Genomic DNA, 18,942 nt, shown 5'->3' on the forward strand with positions numbered 1-18,942 from the left:
CACCACGCCGTCGGACGCGACCACGCTTCCCCACAGCGGAAGCGGACAGCACGCTGCCACGCGTCCCGGGCCTGCCACGCTCCCGAGCGTGGGCTTTGCTGGAGGTGGTGGCTATACCGCGCAGCGTTATCTGCAATGAGCTTTAGGCATTGACATCGACACGGACGGTGCTACGGTTCGCGCGTTGACCGCCCGCCGCGTACGGATCGGGGAAGGCGGCCAGGGATGACGACGCCACGCCCGCGACGCAGTTGCACCCACTGCGGCCACCGGCACGCCACCGGCCATCCGGTCCACCGCCCTGCGGGACCGGACCCCAGGGAAGGAGGAGCCGCTCCATGCCCCAGCTCGACGATCACCGTTGGATGACCCGGGCCATCGAACTCGCCCACCGCTGCCCACCCGCCGCCGGCGCCTACTCCGTGGGCGCCGTCATCGTCGACAAGAACAACCAGGAGATCGCCTTCGGCTTCTCCCGCGAGGTCGACGACGCGGTACACGCCGAGGAGTCCGCACTCGCGAAGATCGGCCCGGGCGACCCTCGGCTCGCCACCGCGACGATCTACAGCACCCTCGAACCCTGCTCCCAGCGCAAGTCCCGGCCCCGCACCTGCACCCAGCTCATCCTGGAAGCAAAGATCCCGCGAGTGGTCATCGCCTGGCGCGAACCCAGCCTCTTCGTCGCCGACTGCCAAGGCTACGAACTCCTCACCCAGGCGGGCGTCACCGTCGTGGAACTACCCGAGCTCGGTGAACAGGCCCGCGCCATGAACGCCCACCTGTCAGTCTGATCCAATTTCGGCTGACGTCCGCTCGGCCTCGGAACGCTCTGGGCCGGTGTCCGCCGCGGTCCGTTGCCCCACGGGGTGGGAAGTTAGTGCCAGGGGTGGAGCGCGCAGGCGCTCGGCAACCCGCGCCACGACCGCGGGATCCGTACTGAAGGTGGTGTCCGGCAGGCCCGGCGCGCGTGCCGGAGCGGTTCTGGCACACCGACCAGATGCGTGATGCCTTCGCGGCCCAGCACATAGGCCGGGTCTCCGCGGCCTATCGCCTGCACCCCCACCACCTCCGGGCCCATCAGCCAGGAACGGCTGGGTCGGTGGCACACCCTGACGCAGGCCCAGGTCAGCCGGATCGAGAGCGGGCCACCTATCCGTGATCTTGACCGGCTGGCGCACTGGGCGCGGACCCCGCGGATGCCGCCGCACCTGCTGTGGTTCGACCTCCCCGGGCGACCCCGGCCGACGCCGGTGACCGTCGCGCTGGCCGCCCGGCCCAGCGGGCAGCTGTCACCGCCGGTCCCGGCGGCCGCGTTCACCCGGTGCCAGTCGCCCTGGTGGTACCAGCAGCAGTCCCGCCCGCCGCGGCGCGGGCGGATCTGGCGTACCCGCCGGCGCCGCGGTCCGCGTCGACCGGAGCACCGACCAGAGCGGCCAGCGTCTGGTCGGTCAGCCTGCGCCACCGAGGGTTCGCCGGCGTGTGTGGGCCGGTGACCGTGAACAGCACCTGGGTGAAGGCGTCGGCCGTGCTGTTGACGAACTGGCGCTGGACCCAGATCGGCGGCTCGGGATCGTCCGGGAGGTACCGCATCCACACCGCCGCTGCGTAGCGCTCGGCGCCGTTCATCAGCGACAAGCCTTCCCGCTCCGGCTGGGTCACGACAGCCACCGGCCGCAGGCCAGTCGCCGTGAACAGTTGCAACCGGAACGTCGTCGGACCCAGCGCCCGCGCGACGGTGAACATGTGCTCGTCGACCACCCGGGTCCGGGGTGATGCCGCCGTCGCCATGGCGCCCAGTTTCACGCGACGGGCAGCGTCAAGCCCGTGCCAAGAGCGGGTACCTGTCCGCACGGCAAGCCGCTGCGAACCGTCTGGGCACCCGGCTACGGTCCGGACGCCCAGCCGCCGGCGGCGAGGCGGATGGCGGCGGGCACGAYGGCCCACAGCACGACCAGCACGACGAAGGTGCAGCCCCCGGCGATCCAGCCGGCCGGCGCCCCCCTGACCACGTCGAAGATGAGCAGGACGACCCCGGAGACGGCCACGGCGAACAATGCCAGGCCCACCTGGGCGAGCCGGTTCGCCACCCGGATCAGCGTCTCCTTCTCCTTGCGCCGGAAGACCGCGCGGTGCAGGCTCACCGGCATGATGAGCAGCCCGGTGGCGCTGACCGTCAGCAGCACGATCACGAGATAGAGCGACTTCTGCTCGTTGCTCAACGTCGTGAACCGCTGCTGGAACGGGATGGCGAGCAGGAAGGCGGTCAGCAGCTGCACGCCCGTCTGGACGACGCGCAACTCCTGCAGCAGATCTCMCCAGTTGCGGTACCGGCGTTGCGCCGGGGTCTCCGAAGGGTCCGGCCCGCCGTTCGAGGAGCTCCCCCGGGCGGTGGAACTCCTCGCCGTCATCCCGCCGCCGTCATCCCGCCGCCGCCGTCTGCCGCCGAGCGTCGCGCAGCCGGTCGACGAGGRACACCACCGGCCCGAATACCCGCTGAGCGGTGGGGGATCCCGCGACCGAGGGGTGCGGATGGGTGGGGGCGATCGCCTGAATGGCCCGCAGTCTGCGGCCCAGGCGCACGAGTTCGGATTCGGGACGGACCTGGCGCAGCGCCTCGAACTCCTCCCGCTCCTCGCGCTCGGCGTGTTCCAGCACCGTGTGCTCGAACGCGGCGAGCTTGGCCCCGAACTCGACGCTGCTCGCCTCCATCCGATCGAGGTCGGCGAGGTCCCGACTCGCAGCCTTCTCCTCGTGGTTGCGGGCATCGGTCACCTCGGGCCCCACCACCTGCCGGCTGATCGGGCGCAGCACCACCTCCTCGCCGGTCTCGTGGGCCGCGAGCAGCGCCCGCAGCTCGTCGAACGTCTCCTGGCGGCGTCGGCCCGTCGACGTCCTGACCTTCCCGAACAGCTCGCGGATCTCGGCATGCTGCGCGAGCAGGATCCCGACCACATCGTCCTCGGGGAGCTGACTCGCCCGGGTTCGTTCCCTCGTGGCCTTGCTGACCGTCATCGCACTCTCCTCATCGCGGACCGCGCACCGGACCGTGTCCCTGCTGGCCTGCCCGCTTGGCGGGAACAGGAACCTGGTCCGAGCGGGGGATGCGCCGGACCGGGATGTCCAGGCCCAGGGATGGGCGCTCTGAGAGGAGAGCAGGAGGTTCTTCGGAATTCGGAATCAGGAGGTTCGTCATTCGGAATCAGGAGGTTCGTCGGCRCCGGGCGGGTCTACCGGCGTTCGAACATCCAGGCCGCGGCCAGCGCTACGCCGACCACGATCCCGACGAGCAGCGCCCCGCCGAACACGAAGAAACCGACCGTCCTGATCAGGGCGATCGCGATCGGCAACGCCGCGGCCAGCAGGAACACGCCGTGGGTGCGCACCGGCGTGTTCACCATGGCGATGATCTTGCGCGGGCCTGTCACCCGGTTGACGTTCAGCTCGTCGGACACCGACGGCATGAGCCGGATCGTCGTCCACGTCAGCAGGACGAAGGCGATCGACAGCCCGAGGGCGTAGAGGAGCCCCACGCCGCGGCCGAAGGCGTCGAACGCCGCACCGGCGCCGATCACGGTGATCATCAGCGGGACGTACCAGGAGGTGGTGCGGTCCTGCCGGGCCTGACCGGCGAGCCAGCGCGCCTGGGCGAACCGTTCGCCGCGCCGACCGGAACCGCCATAGTACTGATCCGCCATAGTCGCTCGACGCTCCCCTCCCACGGCCGGCGCCGTGATGCCCCCGTACCTCACGGGGACATCACGCCCCGATCTGCCCATCCTCCCCCAAGACGAGGGAAAGCCGGGCCGTTTCGGGAGGATCACCTGCCCGCCGCGCCGTCACCGCTGGATCGCGGGCCGCGCTCGGCGGGCCGCGAGAGCCGACACCGCAGGTGGCGCGGCAGGTGGCGCGGCAGGTGGCGCCGCCGGTGACCCGCCGTCCACCCGCTCGGTACGTGCCCGATCGGGCATCCCCGCCCGGGGCCCTCGATCTCGGCCCACGACCCGAAAGCTCGCGGCTCACGGCCCAAGAGCCCACGACCCGAGGGAAAGGGACTCGCACCGGGTCGAAGGTCCGCCGCGGCGGAGTCACCACACGTCGCACTAATCACTACACGTCGTACTTCCGGGCGTGCGGATGACCGCGACCGCGCACTGGGCGTGTGTCACACACTGTGAACTGATGGAGCCCAGCAGCAGCTCGGCGAATCCGCCGCGGCCCCGGGCTCCGATGACCAGGAGCTGCGCCCCCGCCGCGGCCCGCAGCAGGCTGGACGCGGCCGCTCCGCGGATCAGGTCCGTGCGCACATCGAGATCACCCGGCTCGGGCAGACCCACGCGCACCGCCTCGTCCAGCACGGCTCGCGCGGCGCCTTCGAGGGCGGCGTCGACGAGGGCCGTTCCGCCGGATCCCGTCGCATCGAGCGCGGGACCCCCGAACGCGGGACCCCCGAACGCCGACCCCCCGAACGCCGACCCGCCGAGCGCCGCATCGGCGGACCCCGGGTCACCAAATCCTGGACGATCATCGAGTACCGTGCCCCCCGATGCCGTGCCCCGAACTCCACGGCCGGCGAATCCCGGAGCGAAGCCCGTTTCGCCCGGGTCCGTCCGGATGGATCCGGTCCCGCCCGGATCCGTGTCGCCGAGCCCCGCACCAGCCGACGCCGCACCAGCCGGCGCGGCACGAACGGCCCCAGCGCCCACCGTGGGTACCGCACMAGCGGACCTGGCACCGCAGAGTCCCAGCCGGACAACGCACTCCGGTGGCAGCGGCGCCCAGGCGTGCATGATGCGCAGCGACGCCCGGCGCAGCGCCGCCTCCTGGGCGGCCCACCGCAGCGCGGCCAACGAGCAGGCGGACCCGTCCACCCCGACGACGACGGGCCCGCTCTCGGCCGGCTCCGCCGACCTGCCGTGGACCACGACCACCGGCACCGACGCCCCGTACACGCACGCCATGCTGACCGAACCGGCCGGCAGGCGGCGCGGCCGGTCACGGCCGCGGGCACCGAGGACGAGCATGACCGCGCCCTCCGACTCGGTCAGTATCGTGTCCACCGGGCTCCCGTACACGGTCCGCTCGACGATCCAGGCGTCGGGCTGGGCCTCGCGGACCCGGTTGACGACGTCGTGCAGCATCCACTGGGCCGTCCAGCGGGGATGCTCCGGTGAGGTGGCGGGCGGCGGCTTCACCCGCGTGCAGAACGGGCCGGCCGCGGCCCAGACGAGCACGGCACGCACCCGCGCGCTACAACGACGCCCCGCGCGCACGGCCCACCGCAGCGCGCGCTCGGCATCTGTCGACCCGTCGATCCCGACCACGATGTCCGCCACGCGACACCGCCTCCCCTCCGAGCATCCTCGCTCGCCGAGCAGGCATCCGTCCCGATCCCGTGTCTACTACAACACGAAGAGACAACGGACGCGAGGGGAGACAGACGGGAGACAGTGGATGGATCTCCCGGCAGTGGCGGACGCCGGTCATGAACAGGTCGATATCGTTCATGAAACGGTAACAGATCTCGGTGCMGACCAGGGTGTGCGCGGAAAACCCGAGGGAACACCAGGAGAGGAGGTGGTACGGATGTCGGTCCGTCCAACCCCCGCCTCGGTGCTCGGGCCGAAGGCCGAGGTTCCCGAGCCGGCGACGGCGGTGGTGGAGCTGCTGGGGATACTGCGCCGCCATCTGGGCATGGATCTTGCCTGGCTCGGTCGCATCGAGGCGGACGTCCTCGTCGTGCAGGTCATCAACGGGGACGGCGCGTCGTTCCAGCTGGCCCCGGGCTCCACCGTTCGGCGCGAGAGCGCCCTGTTCGGACGCGTCCTGTCCGGTGAGTTTCCCACCGTCATCCCGGACACCCGAGCCRATCCGCGCATCCTGCGACTGCCCGTCGTCGACGAACTCGACGTGGGGGCCTACGCCGCCGTGCCGGTGGTCGACAGCGACGGCATCGTCTACGGCCTGGCCGGCTGTCTCGGGCACGGGCCGCATCCGCACCTGCGGCCGCGCGACGGCCGGTTCCTGCGGATGATCGCGGAGATCCTCGGCGATTCCGTGACCGACCTGCACCGGATGTGGGAGGTCCGCAGCCGCGTCTGGCGCGACGTCAGCCATGTGATCGACGGCGGGGGGCCCGCGCTCGCCTTCCAGCCGGTGCTCGACCTCGAACACGGAAAGATCATCGGAGTGGAGGCGCTGTCCCGGTTCTCGGACTACGCCCGCAGCCCGTCACAGTGGTTCACCGCGGCAGGCTCCGTCGGCCTCAACGTCGATCTCGAACTCGCCGCGGTCCGACGCGCGCTCGCCGTGCTGCCCCGGCTGCCGACGCACATGATCCTCGCGATTAACGTCTCGGCGACGACCCTCTCGGCCGGCCTGGTGGACATGATCATGAACGAGGATGCCGAACGCATCCTCGTGGAGATCACCGAGCACGAACGGATCGGCGACACTCCGGCGATCAACCGCGACATCGAGCACCTGCGCCGGCTCGGCGTCCGCATCGCCGCCGACGACGTGGGTACCGGCTATGCCGGGCTGGAACAGCTCGTCCGGCTGCGACCGGAGATCATCAAGATGGACTGCTGCCTGACCCAGGGCATCGACACCGACCCGGCCCGGCGGGCCGTGGCCGCCGGGCTGGTGCACGTCGCCAAGGAGATCGGAGGCAGCGTGGTCGCCGAGGGCATCGAGACCGCGGCCGAACTCCAGGCCACCCGGGAGACCGCGATCCCCTACGGCCAGGGCTTCCTTCTCGGCCCGCCCACCCCCGTCCTGCCCGAGGCCGTCAGGTAAGCCCCGGCGTCAGGTAAGCCCCGGCGCGCCCGGCCGCAGCGGCGGCGGTCAACCATCGACGGCGGGGCTCTCCCGACGCAACCGGAACCAGACGACCTTCCCGTCGCCGGGGATGACGTCGGCGCCCCAGGTCTCAGCGAGCTCGGCCACCAGGTGCATACCCCGCCCGCCGAGCGAGTCGGTGTCGACCTGCTGCACCTGCGGGAGGCGGCTGTCCGGATCCTGGACGCCGACCCACACCTGGTGGTCGGTTGTCCGGATCTCCAGAACCGGCTCACCGCGGCCGTGCACGACGGCGTTGGTGACCAGTTCGCTGGCGAGCAGCACGACGATCTCGGTCAGCTCCGCCGCGAAGCCGGTGCCGGCGAGGCCCGCGGCCAGCCGGACCCGGGCCTGCCGGGGCGCGATCGGGCTGAGCGGCAGCACGAACCTGTCCAACGGCTCGCCGGGCTCGCCGGGCTCGCCCGACTCGCCGGGCAGCTCCGGTTTACCCGTCATGTGAAAGACATTTCCTTGCAATCATGTGGATAAACCCGGTGTCGGAGCTCAGTCCGTGACCCGCGCGAGCACCTCGTCCCAGTCCCGCAGGAAACGATCGAGACCGTACCGGGCCAGGGCCGCCCGCCGGGCCTTCTTCCCGTACGCCCGAGCGAGGTCCACCGAAGCGGGAACGGTCCAGCTCAGCGCACGCCGCGCGGGCGGAACTGAACGCTGATCCGCGGCCCGACCGGCCGCGCCGTCTTGGGCACGGCATGATCCCACGTGCGCTGGCAACTGCCTCCCATCACGAGCAGGTCGCCGTGGCCCAGGTCGTGCCGGATCGCCGGGCCGCCCCCGCCCCGCGGCCGCAGCAGCAACGCACGCGGGGCGCCCAGGACGGCGATCGCGACCATGGTGTCGCGGAACCCACCCGGCCCGACGCGATCGCCATGCCAGGCCACACTGTCACGCCCGTCGCGATACAGGCACAGCCCGGCGGTGGCGAAGCCCTCGCCCAACTCGGCCGCATAGTGCTCGTCGAGGACCCGCTTCGCCGCGCCGAGCGCCGGATCGGGCAGCGACGCACGCTCGTCGTAGAAGGCGAGCAGCCGGGGAATGTCGACGACCCTGTCGTACATCGTCCGCTGCTCCGCCCGCCAGGGGACACGATCGCGCAGCCGCTCGAAGAGCACGTCGGCTCCAACGATCCAGCGGGGCCGCACATCGACCCACGCACCCCGCGCGAGYCCGACTCGTCGGACGGACGTCCCGAGTGGGCCGACCTCGATCGCCGGGGCGTCATCGAGCAACGAGGCCTGGAACGCCGCGATCTCCATGCTTCGACACTACCAAACACACGTTCGAAGACAGGTCTGCGACAAGCCCGAAGGCCCGAAGGCCCGAAGGCCCGAAGGCCGTCACAGGTTGACAGGCGAGTAATCGGAGCAGGAATAGACGAGGGTAGCCGGCGGGGTCCCCTCGAACCGCATCGTTCCGATGTACGTCGCCCCCGTCGGCGACTTCCGCGAGGTCTTCAGCTCCACGACAGGCCTACGGATCCCGCTTTCCAACCGAAGGCACGACGTAACCGGCACCCGGAGGTCCGCCGCTCCCGCTGCGGCGAAAAACACGACCGTCCGACCGGCTCCGACGCGTACCTCCAGCACGTTCACGAAGTAGTTGTCGTCGTAAACGCTCACCGCCACCGATGGCATCGTCACCGTGCCGAGGAGCGCGGCCGAGTAGTCCGCCTGGCACGAGTAGCGGAAACGGTAGCTTCCCGGCAGCGCGAGCGAGAACGTCAGTGTTCCGGAATACCGTCCGGAGGAGCTCACCGGCACGTCGGCCTGGACGGGAAACAGCCGGAGCTCGCGAGAACCCGACGAGACCAGCACGCAGGATGTCCGCGGATCCCGCAGGTCGCTACGGCCGGTCGCGTCGAATCCGACCCGCAGCAGGAAGCCGTCCTGCCGRCTTCTGGTGAGAGTTGCGTAATAGTCGGCGCTGTACTGYGACACCCCGGGCGCGGCGGCGGAGAAGGAGGGCACGACGGTGAGCTCCTGGGACGGTCGGGGGSAGCCTGCTGCAGTGGCCGAACTCGTTCGCGCCCCGGTCCCCGCACTGGTCCCCGCACCGCTCGCGGCCCCGCTCCCCGCCCCGCTCGCGGCCGCGGACGGCGATACCCTCGKGACGCCGTCTTCCGGTCCGGTCGCGGCCACCGTCGCGGACGCGGTGCCGGTCAGGGACCCGTCGCCCGGATGGGCGCCGACACCACCGCGGGCGAGGAACACCCCGGCCAGGATCGCGAGGACGGCTGTCAACGTCCCGGCCACGAGCCACACCCGTCCTGAGGGACGGCCAGGCGCCCCGGGCAGCCCAGGTGCCCCAGGCGCCCCGGGCAGCCCAGGCGTCCCAGGCATCCCGGAGTCAGGCCACCGCGAACCGCCTGCCTCCGGCTCGCCGACGGGCGGCAGCAGGGCCGTTGCCGGTCGCGAGACCGTAGGTACCCGCGGCAACGGCGGTGTCGGTACCTGTGCCGGCGGTGGTAGCTGTGCCGGTGTCGGTGTCGGTACCTGTGCCGGCACCAGCACCGGTGATGCCGGTCCCCCGGCCGCGAGGGAGGCGAGGGCGCGCGCGGCAGCCGCGGCATCCAGCCGGACTACCGGGTCCTTCTCGAGCATCGCATCCAGCACCGGCCGAAGTGGACCGGCGAGCACGGTCGGGCGCGGCGGTTCGAACAGGATCGCGCTGAGCAGCCCGGCGGTCGTGTCGGCCTGGAACGGTAACCTCCCCTCCACCATCTGGTAAAGGGTGACTCCCAGGGAGAACACGTCACTACGCCCGTCCGCGGGCTGACCGCCAAGCCGTTCGGGAGCGACATAGGCGATGGTGCCGACCACTCCGGCGGCGGTCATCCGACTGTCGTCGTTGTGCGCGGCGATACCGAAGTCGGTGACGAGTGCCCGGCCACTCTCCGCCAGCAGGATGTTGCCCGGTTTGATGTCGCGATGAACGACGCCCTTCGCATGGGCGAAGGCGAGGGCATCGGCGACCGCCGCTCCGATCGACGCTGTCTCATCCGGCCGTAGCCCGCCCGATCCCCGCAGCCGGTCCGCTACCGACCGAGCCGGGATGATGAGGTCCATGACGATCCACGGCAGCCCGCCGTCCTCGACCACGTCATGGACGCTGACGATCCCGGGGTGACCCCGAAGGCGGGCGGCGTTCATCCCTTCCCGCCGTGCGCGGGCGATCCGTTCGGTCCACTCCCCCGGCGTGGAGTCGACGGGGATCGAGACTTCCTTGAGCGCGACGTCGACCCGCAGCATCTGGTCGGTCGCCCGCCAGACGGCCCCCATCCCGCCAGCCCCGAGGCGGTCCTGGAGTCGGTAACGGCCGGCGACGACCAGTCCCGCATGGCCTACCACGGTTCTCCCCGATCCTCCCCGTCCGTGCCGTCCGTGCCGTCCGTTCTGGACGGCTACTTTAGTGAGGGTTCCGTGGATGTCTCCCCGCCGGCCCGGTCGACCCGGTCGACCTGATCCCGACTTACCAGGTCGCCGATCGCGCACTCGTCGTGGGGCCGCCGAATTCAGGGGAGGAAATAACGGTCCAGGGGCCACCGACCGTACCCAGGTCCCCCGAACTCAGGTTCGACCGGCTCGGGTCCCCGTGCCCAGATCCCCCGAGCTCAGGTTCGGCGCCGGGGGGTGCGGGGCGTTGCGTGCGCCGAGCATCTCGGCGGCGATCTCGCGGACCTCGGCCATGCTCGGGACGGCGTGCCCCGCGTCGGTCAGCTCCCGCTGCACGGAGGTCATCTCCACCTCGGGCATGCCGCAGGGCGTCGCCCAGGTCCATGGCCGCATGTCGCAGTCGACGTTGAGCGCGAATCCGTGGCTGGTCACCTTGCGCGTGCACCGCAGGCCGATGGACGCGATCTTCCGGTTGGTCCGGCGGGTCCAGACCCCCGTGAGCTCGACGGACCCGGGCGGGGTGTCCCGCCGCTCGGCCGGAATGCCGAGCGCCTCGACCGTGTCCACCAACCGGGCCTCCAACAGCCGCAGGAACGGCACCACCGCGTTCATCGCGCCGATATGACACATCACGTAGCCCACCAGCTGGCCGGGGGCGTGGTACGTCAGCAGCCCACCCCGGTTGGTCTCGTGAACCGGGATGCCCAGCCCCGCGAGCGGGCGGTGCTCGGGCGGGGTCCGCTTGCCGACGGTGTAGACCGGCGGATGCGACAGGAACMACAGCGTGTCCGGCCGCACGCCGTCGATCCGTTCCCGCACCATCACCCGCATCCGTGCCATGGCAACCTCGTAGTCGACAAGATCGTCGTCGAGGCGCMGCAGGATCTCAGGCCAGGTCACCGGGCCCGGGCCCGGGCCCGGGCCGCTGTCCACCCCGTCGACGGCGTCCACCCGGTCGATAGCATTCGCGGGGTTCACGGCATTCACCTCTCCACCGTATGCCCGGTCCACCGTATGCCCGGGTTCCGGCGGTCCGGGCCGGGATGATCCCGCGCGGTCGGCGTACCGTGGCCCACAGGGAGCAGCGATGACGTACGACATTCTCGCCGACCTCGTCGTGGTGGCCCACCTGCTCGGGATCGCGTTCATCATCTTCGGTGGGCTGCTGGTCCGGCGGCGGCGCTGGCTGCTCTGGCTGCATGTGCCCGCCGTCATCTGGGGTGTAACGATCATCACGATCGGGTTCACCTGTCCGCTGACCCCGCTGGAGAAGTATCTGCGACGGCTCGATGGTCAACCGGCCTACCAGGGCGGTTTCATCGATCATTACCTTGCGGGCGTCCTCTACCCGGACGATCTCACCTGGCTCGTCCGCTCGCTGGCCGCGCTGATCGTGGTCGTTGCCTACGTGCGCGTCTGCCTGGACCTACACCGACGACGGTCCCGACCGACGGTGGACACCGGACCGGATCCGGCATCATCCGACCCCGGCCAGCGATGACCGTGATGACCGGCGGTGGGTCAGGCCGAGGCCGGCTACGACGTCACGGCACTGCGAGGTCACGGCGCTACGACGTCACGGCGCTACGACGTCACGGCGCTACGACACCGCCACCGGCGCACCCCGAATACCCCAGCGGGCACACCGCCTACGCTGGCGCCGCCCAGCCGGTGTTCGCGGGGCGGCGCCGGGTGTCTCAACCGGCGGTGAGCCAGTGGGACACGGCGTCGCCCGTCACGACTCGCACGGTCAGGATTACCGCGGCGACCGCGAGAAGCGGAACGACGACCCAGTGTTCGATCCTGCCGTCCGTCCGGGGAACCAGGACTGTCTCCATCCGCCAGGTGACCGGCCAGAGAAGAGGGCAGCCGCGCGGGGTCAGGCAGTCCCCGGCCAGGTGGGCGAGACAGCCCAGGGTGACCGCGTAGCCGGCGAAGCTCATGTCAATGCCGTGCATGAGAAAGACAGCGACCCCGGCGGTCACGCAGTCCATGACGGACGACCAGTGCTCGTGCTTCTCGAAGTCCAGGCCGAGCCCACGTAACCCGAAGCCCACGAGGACGAACAGCGCGGCCCACCACCCATACTCGAAACGGGCAGCCAGCAGGCCCATGACCACACCCATGCCGAGCGCGAAGAGGATCGAGTGGGTGGCGTGCCGGTGGCCACCGGCGGCCCTGCTGATCCACCTGCACATAACCCGGGTGACCGGCCCGAAGGTGTTGGCGATCCRACCGTGGGGATGGTCGATGTCGGGCAGAAGCGCCGCGCCCGCGGATACCACCGCGCCGGCGATCACCTGGGACGAGGACAAGGACACCGCGTGCGAGCCCAACCACTGCTCCCGGGACAGCAGGGGTGCGACGGCCAACCAGACCACCGCCCCRCTCAGGGCGTGGGTCCGTCCCATCATGGCAGCTCAACCTCAATGATCAGCATCGTCAGACTGTATCCAGCCGATCCAGCCGCYGCGCGCCGAGCGACGTTCGGCTGTCCCGTGGCAAGCGGGCTCCGCGTGTGGTCCTAGAAGCCGAGCCGCTGATACACGCCGTTGCTGGTCGGATCAGCCGGATCGGTGAACAGCAGGACCTCGTGCGCTCCCGCGTCCAGCGCAGCCTGGCTCACCGCTGCCGTCACAGCCCCGGCATAGCCCAATGGCGCTTAGTTAAGCGGTCCGAGCAAGGATGATCTTCGATTGTTGRTCATGACGGATGCCGGTGTCTGTTGGGCGTTTGACTCGGTAGGCGCTGTGGCGGCCTCGTCTGATGGCGCGTGGGTACGTGCGGTGGCGGCGCACCGGGTTGAGCTGTTCGATGATCTCTGTGAAGATTTCCCGAAGCGCGTGCGTGTGGTCCTCAGTAGGGTCGGGGAATGGCGCGGTGGCCGTCGGCTCCGTTTCCATTCCCCGCCACATCGATCCGTGCATGCCGTTCTCCGGCACACGGCTCTCCGACGTTCTTCACCGTCGGCGTTCGGCCTTGCCTCGCCATGGCTTGTTCGGCCAGGGCGGAATGGGTCTGGCGGTCCGTGACATGACTAGTAGCCCGAGGTAGTTCTTCGACGACTAGCCGACGATCCAGCGTCCGATTTTCCCTCCGTGATCCCACGGGAAATGACCTCGCGATCCTCSGCTGTCAACACCGCGCCGCGCACCGAACCTCCAGATCAGTAGGCCACGTTCCTACCAGACCCGATCTATGACCGGATTCATACGTGGTGCACTGACCTATTGAGACCGAGCGGGCTTCGCCCCGCTGGTGGGTCTTCACCTCATCGAAGATTCTTTCAATTTCCCACCGCTCATGGTAGCCCGTGGCGAGTTCCACCGCGGATATATCGGTGTGGTCAAGGATGTTGGTGATGAGGCAGATCAGTTCTCCGGTGCCGGCTCCGGTGCGGTCGGGCACCGTGTATTCGATGACGCGGACGGGTGTCGCGTAGTCCTCGGGAAAATCGCGGCCCGCGCGGGCGTCGACGATGAGCTGTTCCCGCCGTTTCSCGCTTAGTTTCGGATTGATGACAATGGAGAGGTAGGAGCCGTCAGGGAGCGGTTGGATGACCGGTAGCGCGAGGTTGGACCTGACTCGCCAGAGCAGGTCCGCGCCGGTGTCAAGTGCCTGGTGCCACAGGTCGCGGCCGTAGAAGTTGCGGTCGGCGGTGAGGAGCATCCCGGGTTCGCAGGCGTCGAAGAGAGTGGCGGCGAGGGTGCGTTCGTCGCTCGCCCGGGGGCCGACCGCGGCGGCGACGATCGCGTGCGTGCCGCATTCGGCGAGCGCGACAACATGGACCTGTGGCAGGGCGCTGGCCTTGTGTCCGTTGGTGTGCCGTCCGAACCTGGCCACGTTCTCGGGGGTGTCCGCGGCGTCGAGGAAGAACCCGTCGATCGCCGTCAGCCGCCGGGAACGCAGCCATGCGCCCTTGGTACCCCGCCCCGCGACCGGCACCGCGACACGTTCAAACAACAGTTTCAGAGGCGCGGCGCCGAGTCTGATCCGTGCCTGCGAGATCGCCCCGCTAGTTGGGACCTGCCAGTCACCCTTCCAGTTCCCCAGCCACCTCAACGCACCGGCGAGTTTACGCATGACTTCTTCGTAGTCATCGTCGAAGAAGAGGCACATCGCCATCGTGAAGTACACCATGACCCGGGCTGGCAGCAGCCTGGTACGCCGTTCCTGMCGTTTCGTCTCCACCAGCGCTTCATCGACGAGATCCCGGGGAACGATTCTGGCGAGCACACCGATCGAAATACGGTCGGTCAGCCGCTCGCTGTCCACGGCTGGCAATTCCACTACCTGACGAAGGCGCACCACACCCGGATGCTATCTGCCGACCGCCCGACTCCCGATGTGAACTCTCCGCCGCCCACTGATCGACGTTGAGGAACTGGACCGAACGCCGTGTTCGAAAATTGATCGACGCGGGATCGGACGTTGGCATGTCGGGATGGACAGGCGTCCCTCTAACTTAATCGAGCGGCATTGCCACCTCAGACTCATCCGCGTCGCCTCACCACAAAGGACCGCCCCCATGATCAGACTCGCGTTTTACGGCAGGGTCTCCACCGAAGACCAGCAGGATCCAGAGGCCTCCCGTAACTGGCAGATCGCCCGCGCACGAGCCCTGCTGGTGATCCTGCGTGAAGCCGACTCCACCGGCAAGGCCGAGGTCTACCGTGAACTTGGCCTGAAGCTTATCTACGATCACGAAACAGAGACGATCACAGCCGAAGCCACACCAAGATCATCGGCGTGCGTAGTGTCTGTGTCCGAGGGGGGATTCGGCCACTACGCACACGCCCTTAACCAGCGCAGGCGCATACCGGTTGCCCGGCAAGCGGGCGACCGGTAACAGCCCGCGTGCCGGCCCTGCGTCACCGCCGCACCGAACACTCATGCGCCCCCGGAATCCTGCCGGCCGGCTTGCCCGGCAACGCCCAGCAGACGCCGCTACAACCGACCGAGATCGATCTTGACCGGGAAAGGTGCGGCAGCATCGACGGCGCCCGTGAAGACCTCAGCGCCACGGTACGTTCCGGTCGCCGGGTCGAGGACGTAGGTATAGACGACCGGGACGCCGGCGGGGGGCTGCTCGACCCGCCAGTAATACGAGATTCCAGCCTTCGCATACTGCTCGGCCTTGACAATCCGGTCGGTCGTCTCAGAGCCCGGTGAGACCACCTCGACGACGAGCAGAAGATGCTCGGGACGGGCCGACATGATGTCGATCGTGTCGGCGCGGTACACGGCCACGTCCGGACGCCGATTCGTCAACGGCACGTCCTGAAGCCGAACATCGACGTCGAAGTCCGCGTTCCAGCCCGGCCCGGCAGCAGCCTCCAACGCGACCGCGAGGATCTTGACCAGCCGGTTGTGACGCTTGGACGCGCTGGGGCTCACAACGACCGTCCCGTCCACGATCTCGATGCCCGCGCACCGCTCCTCGGACCAGGAGTCGTATTCCTCCGCCGTGATCTGCTGGTGCATCCAGGCAGGAGCGATCATCCCCGCAGTGATGGCACACCTCCTTCAGATGATCCAACAGACCYGATCCCCGCCGAACCAGCGTAGCGCCGTACCCTCTGTGTCTCGGCATCCTGCGGCAGCCCACCCRCACCCGCGAGGGTGGCTGGGACTGACCCGGGTGTGTCAAGAAAACGGCTCTGTCGCACATCCGGTTTGCGCCGTGAGGCGCTGTGGTTCGAGTGGAGGTGAGAGACCTTCACCGTCTGCCCTGTCGCTGCAGGGTGGGTGGAGCTGAGGGCTGCCTGGTCCGGGTAGTGCCGGTCTGGGTGGGAGCAGCCCTGACGAAGCCGGGACGTTTCAGTAGCGGTCCGAACTGGTCGAACGCGAAGCACCGGTTCGGACAGGTGCCGGTGAGGTACTCGATCCGGTCGAGCTTGCGGTTCTTGTCCGGGTCGGTGGACTCCTTCCACGTCCTCGTGCGTGGGAACGAGATCCGATGGTGGTGCAGGAGCTGCCGCAGCCGTTCCCGACCGATGGTGACGGTGCGGTCGGGGTTGTCGGCCAGGTAGGCGGCGAGCTTGCGCAGGCTCCAGTGCGTGAACGGCTGCCCGAGTCTCTCCGGGCGGGTGCGGGCCGTCGCCACGGCGAACACCTCGTCGTCAGAGCTGATCAGGCGGGGACGGCCTCCCGCCCAACGAGGGTCCAACGCGTCCAGGCCGATCTCGTTGAACCGGTGGATCACCCCCCGGACCGTGTCCTCGTCCGCCGCGACGAGACGAGCGATCGCGGGGACCGGGGTCCCACTCGCCGACGCCATGATGATCAGTGCGCGGCGGACTCGGATCGCGCCGTGTTTCCCGCGGCGCGCGATCGCTTGGAGTCGTTGGCCTTCCTCATCGGTCAGCCGCCGTGCCCGTACCGGCCGCGCCATCGCGGTTCACCTCCAGGGCTGGTCGCCGTCCTCATCGGGGATGGTGTGCCCGTGATCACCCGCCTCTACCTACTCCACGGCCGGAAACGTTCGTGGTCAGCGCACCAGCCGGGCAGGATCCGGTGGCKGAGAAGCGGGAAGTCAGCTCGGCGGTRCATCTGGMGCATGATCTTCTTGGTCTTGGTGTTGACGCCTTCGGTGCCACCGTGGCTGTAAGAGCCTGTCCTGGATCTTGAGTGATGTTAACGCTCTGTAGTGTCGCGGGGTTGCCAGCGTGGGACGGGATTCCCGCGAACGAGACGGCGGACCATGGTGCGGATCATCGCCCAGTGGATGAACAATGCGGAGGTGGCGGGGTGGCGTTCGTAGTCGTGGGCAAGCCGCCGGTGGGCGGTGAGCCAGGCAAGGGTACGTTCGACCACCCATCGTTTCGGCAGGGCCTCGAAGGTTTTCTGACCGGGTTTCTTCCGAACRATCTCGACGGTGGTCCTCATGATGGTCCGCGCCCATGCAACAGGCTCGCCAGCGAAACCGCCGTCGGCGAACAGATGACGGCGGCTACGATTCCTTAACCTGTCGGTCCTTCAGATCCTGCGGCTGTTGACCTGTCCGTGGTCTTCCCGACTGGTTGGGTGATCGCTGGTCGTCGGTTGGTGCGGCCGGGTGGGCGTCCGGGGCCGGGTCGGGCGGGTTTCGGTGCGCGGGCCGGTAGCGGTGTCTTCGGGCGGAGGTTGCGGAATCCCCGGCGGACACGGGCCGGAGTCAGCCTTGTGGGTTCGGCGGGTCGTTCCCAGGGGCGGCGCAGGTCGGTGGTGAGCGCGCGGGCGAGCCGGAGCTGGGTGTAGGCGGTGAGGACAAGCCAGGTCCAGCGGTCCGCCGCGGCGGGGTCCCGGATCTTCGGGGCGGTCCAGCCGAGGGTCTGCTTGACCATGCGGAAGGTGTGTTCCAGGTCGAATCTTCGCAGGAACGCCTGCCAGGCGCGGTCGACGTCGGCGCTGCCGGCGTCGACGGTGGAGTGCCACAACCAGACCGGTTTCGGGCGCCGTTCGCCCGGGAGGCGGTCGACGACGAGGCGGATCAGGGTGCCCTCGATGATCGGGAGCTGGCCGGTGTGGTGTTCCCATCCGCCACGGCGGGTCAGCCGGGGGTGGGCCCGGTCCCAGCAGGTGGCGACCGCGGTGCCGTACCGGCGGGTCTCGGTGGTCGTGGTGACCGTAGGGGTGGGCAGGCTGGCCGGGTCGGCCAGGGGCAGCTCGGGGCCGTGCCGTGGTGGCCGACCGGACGCCTTCGGCGGCCGCGGGAGGACGGGCAGGCGGAAGACCCGGTCGGAACGCAGCCGGCCGACGAGGTCGACGGGCAGGTCGGCCAGCAGGAAGGCCAGGCGGGTGACGTCGTAGCCGGCGTCGAACACGACGAGGATGTTCGGATCACCGGCGGTGTGGTGGCCGACGGCTGCGAGCCGGCCGACCACGTCCCGGACCTGGGCGGCGGTCACCGTGGTGAGGTCGTCGTCGGGGCCGAGACGGACCGCGTCCAGCGGCGCCGTCCACGAGGTGCGGCCCGGTTCGAGGGCGGCGACGAACGAGTAGGGCCAGCCCGGGATCATCTGGGCGTTGCCCTTGCCCCGGCCGTAGGTGTGGCAGAACAGCCGGCCCGGGCTGGTGGCCGCGTCCGGACGCAGCCACGGGCTGACGTCCACACCCAGCACGATCCGGCCGTCGGCGGCCCGCGGCAGCGGCAGCCCGGCCAGCGCGCGGCGCAGCCGGCTGATCTCGACCCGGCCGTGGTTGATCGCKCCGTACAACGCGCCGTGCCCTCGGCGGTGCTCCGCTGCCAGCGACAGGCCGACCAGGTCACGRACCGGGCCGTCCGCGCACAGCACGGCGTCGGTGAGCTCGAACAGGGCATCCGCCCGCCGGGTCAGACAGCCATAGAACTCCTGGCGGAACCGACACAGCACCCCAAGGTGCTCGACGATGKGGACATCGTGGRCCAAGCTGTCCTCCACGGCCTTCTGTCTGATCACGGTGTCTTTGGTGAGAAACCAGGATCAACAGGAGGCCGCTTCACGTCACGGCGACACGCCGGCCCACCCCAAACCACCAGCGACTATCACACAGAGTGACACCCGAAGGTTAAACGACAAGCTGAGAACCGCCCGATCTTGGTTCAGGGTCCTGAAATCGCCGTTCGCCCGGTCTCTACGAGGCTCCCGAGCAGGGGCGATGCCGAGTGAGCACCCGACTCGCAACATCATTGCGAGAATCGAACACACGTTCCGCAGGTCTGGCGGGTTCGGAC

At 69.5% G+C, this 18,942-nt stretch carries 17 protein-coding genes and 3 pseudogenes; 4 read left to right on the forward strand and 16 right to left on the reverse strand.

What is annotated here, in order from left to right; translation table 11 throughout:
* The first annotated feature begins 338 nt into the window (after positions 1 to 338).
* Positions 339 to 791: a deaminase gene (locus tag CcI156_RS21830; RefSeq protein WP_011436565.1), complete on the forward strand. Its 453-nt coding sequence runs from the start codon at positions 339 to 341 to the stop codon at positions 789 to 791.
* Between the two features lie 523 nt (positions 792 to 1,314).
* Here CcI156_RS21830 and CcI156_RS21835 read toward each other — a convergent pair.
* From CcI156_RS21835 to CcI156_RS21855, 5 genes are all read right to left on the reverse strand, one after another.
* Positions 1,315 to 1,803, reverse strand: coding sequence for a hypothetical protein (locus CcI156_RS21835; protein WP_035913025.1), 489 nt, complete (start codon positions 1,801 to 1,803; stop codon positions 1,315 to 1,317).
* Between the two features lie 80 nt (positions 1,804 to 1,883).
* Positions 1,884 to 2,408: a DUF6328 family protein gene (locus tag CcI156_RS21840; protein ID WP_076807927.1), complete on the reverse strand. Its 525-nt coding sequence runs from the start codon at positions 2,406 to 2,408 to the stop codon at positions 1,884 to 1,886.
* Positions 2,409 to 2,418: 10 nt separating this feature from the next.
* The gene (locus CcI156_RS21845; RefSeq protein ID WP_076807929.1) at positions 2,419 to 3,012 is read right to left on the reverse strand and encodes a hemerythrin domain-containing protein; all 594 of its coding nucleotides are present in this window, start codon (positions 3,010 to 3,012) and stop codon (positions 2,419 to 2,421) included.
* Positions 3,013 to 3,227: 215 nt separating this feature from the next.
* Entirely contained in the window at positions 3,228 to 3,695 is a 468-nt protein-coding gene (locus CcI156_RS21850) for a hypothetical protein (protein ID WP_011436560.1), read from the reverse strand.
* A gap of 405 nt (positions 3,696 to 4,100) precedes the next feature.
* On the reverse strand, positions 4,101 to 5,333 hold the full coding sequence (locus CcI156_RS21855) for a universal stress protein (RefSeq protein ID WP_076807932.1): 1,233 nt from the start codon (positions 5,331 to 5,333) through the stop codon (positions 4,101 to 4,103).
* A 250-nt stretch (positions 5,334 to 5,583) separates the two neighbouring features.
* On the opposite strand from CcI156_RS21855, the gene CcI156_RS21860 reads away from it, so the two are divergent.
* Positions 5,584 to 6,795, forward strand: a complete 1,212-nt coding sequence (locus tag CcI156_RS21860) for an EAL domain-containing protein (protein WP_076807939.1) — start codon at positions 5,584 to 5,586, stop codon at positions 6,793 to 6,795.
* Between the two features lie 48 nt (positions 6,796 to 6,843).
* Here CcI156_RS21860 and CcI156_RS21865 read toward each other — a convergent pair whose 3' ends face one another.
* From CcI156_RS21865 to lipB, 4 genes are all read right to left on the reverse strand, one after another.
* On the reverse strand, positions 6,844 to 7,293 hold the full coding sequence (locus tag CcI156_RS21865) for an ATP-binding protein (protein WP_023842000.1): 450 nt from the start codon (positions 7,291 to 7,293) through the stop codon (positions 6,844 to 6,846).
* A gap of 182 nt (positions 7,294 to 7,475) precedes the next feature.
* Positions 7,476 to 8,111 (reverse strand): alpha-ketoglutarate-dependent dioxygenase AlkB, encoded by a 636-nt coding sequence (locus CcI156_RS21870; RefSeq protein WP_011436556.1) that lies wholly within the window; start codon positions 8,109 to 8,111, stop codon positions 7,476 to 7,478.
* An 81-nt stretch (positions 8,112 to 8,192) separates the two neighbouring features.
* Positions 8,193 to 10,202 carry a protein kinase gene (locus CcI156_RS21875; RefSeq protein ID WP_076807935.1) on the reverse strand — a complete coding sequence of 670 codons (2,010 nt, stop codon included), beginning with the start codon at positions 10,200 to 10,202 and terminating at the stop codon, positions 8,193 to 8,195.
* A 219-nt stretch (positions 10,203 to 10,421) separates the two neighbouring features.
* Complete coding sequence (gene lipB / locus CcI156_RS21880) at positions 10,422 to 11,225, reverse strand: lipoyl(octanoyl) transferase LipB (RefSeq protein ID WP_254847555.1); 804 nt, start codon at positions 11,223 to 11,225, stop codon at positions 10,422 to 10,424.
* 109 nt (positions 11,226 to 11,334) lie between these two features.
* On the opposite strand from lipB, the gene CcI156_RS21885 reads away from it, so the two are divergent.
* Positions 11,335 to 11,748, forward strand: a complete 414-nt coding sequence (locus CcI156_RS21885) for a DUF2784 domain-containing protein (RefSeq protein ID WP_011436553.1) — start codon at positions 11,335 to 11,337, stop codon at positions 11,746 to 11,748.
* A gap of 196 nt (positions 11,749 to 11,944) precedes the next feature.
* Here the strand turns inward: CcI156_RS21885 and CcI156_RS21890 are convergent, their stop codons facing one another.
* The 3 genes and pseudogenes from CcI156_RS21890 to CcI156_RS21905 form a co-directional block, all read right to left on the reverse strand.
* Entirely contained in the window at positions 11,945 to 12,661 is a 717-nt protein-coding gene (locus CcI156_RS21890) for a metal-dependent hydrolase (RefSeq protein WP_175637648.1), read from the reverse strand.
* Between the two features lie 110 nt (positions 12,662 to 12,771).
* Positions 12,772 to 12,900 (reverse strand): annotated as a pseudogene (locus CcI156_RS27925) (GNAT family N-acetyltransferase); the annotation flags it as partial.
* Between the two features lie 482 nt (positions 12,901 to 13,382).
* The gene (locus tag CcI156_RS21905; protein WP_371681835.1) at positions 13,383 to 14,558 is read right to left on the reverse strand and encodes an IS4 family transposase; all 1,176 of its coding nucleotides are present in this window, start codon (positions 14,556 to 14,558) and stop codon (positions 13,383 to 13,385) included.
* Between the two features lie 217 nt (positions 14,559 to 14,775).
* On the opposite strand from CcI156_RS21905, the gene CcI156_RS21910 reads away from it, so the two are divergent.
* The gene (locus CcI156_RS21910; RefSeq protein ID WP_011436548.1) at positions 14,776 to 15,096 is read left to right on the forward strand and encodes a hypothetical protein; all 321 of its coding nucleotides are present in this window, start codon (positions 14,776 to 14,778) and stop codon (positions 15,094 to 15,096) included.
* Between the two features lie 98 nt (positions 15,097 to 15,194).
* Here CcI156_RS21910 and CcI156_RS21915 read toward each other — a convergent pair whose 3' ends face one another.
* The 4 genes and pseudogenes from CcI156_RS21915 to CcI156_RS21930 form a co-directional block, all read right to left on the reverse strand.
* Positions 15,195 to 15,749: a Uma2 family endonuclease gene (locus CcI156_RS21915; protein ID WP_011436547.1), complete on the reverse strand. Its 555-nt coding sequence runs from the start codon at positions 15,747 to 15,749 to the stop codon at positions 15,195 to 15,197.
* A gap of 310 nt (positions 15,750 to 16,059) precedes the next feature.
* Positions 16,060 to 16,641: pseudogene (locus CcI156_RS21920) on the reverse strand (helix-turn-helix domain-containing protein); the annotation flags it as partial.
* 242 nt (positions 16,642 to 16,883) lie between these two features.
* Positions 16,884 to 17,195 (reverse strand): annotated as a pseudogene (locus CcI156_RS21925) (IS5/IS1182 family transposase); the annotation flags it as partial.
* Positions 17,196 to 17,209: 14 nt separating this feature from the next.
* Positions 17,210 to 18,637 (reverse strand): NF041680 family putative transposase, encoded by a 1,428-nt coding sequence (locus CcI156_RS21930; RefSeq protein ID WP_076807947.1) that lies wholly within the window; start codon positions 18,635 to 18,637, stop codon positions 17,210 to 17,212.
* Between the last annotated feature and the right edge of the window lie 305 nt (positions 18,638 to 18,942).

The organism is Frankia sp. CcI156 (genome assembly GCF_001983015.1).
Lineage (GTDB): Bacteria > Actinomycetota > Actinomycetes > Frankiales > Frankiaceae > Frankia > Frankia casuarinae.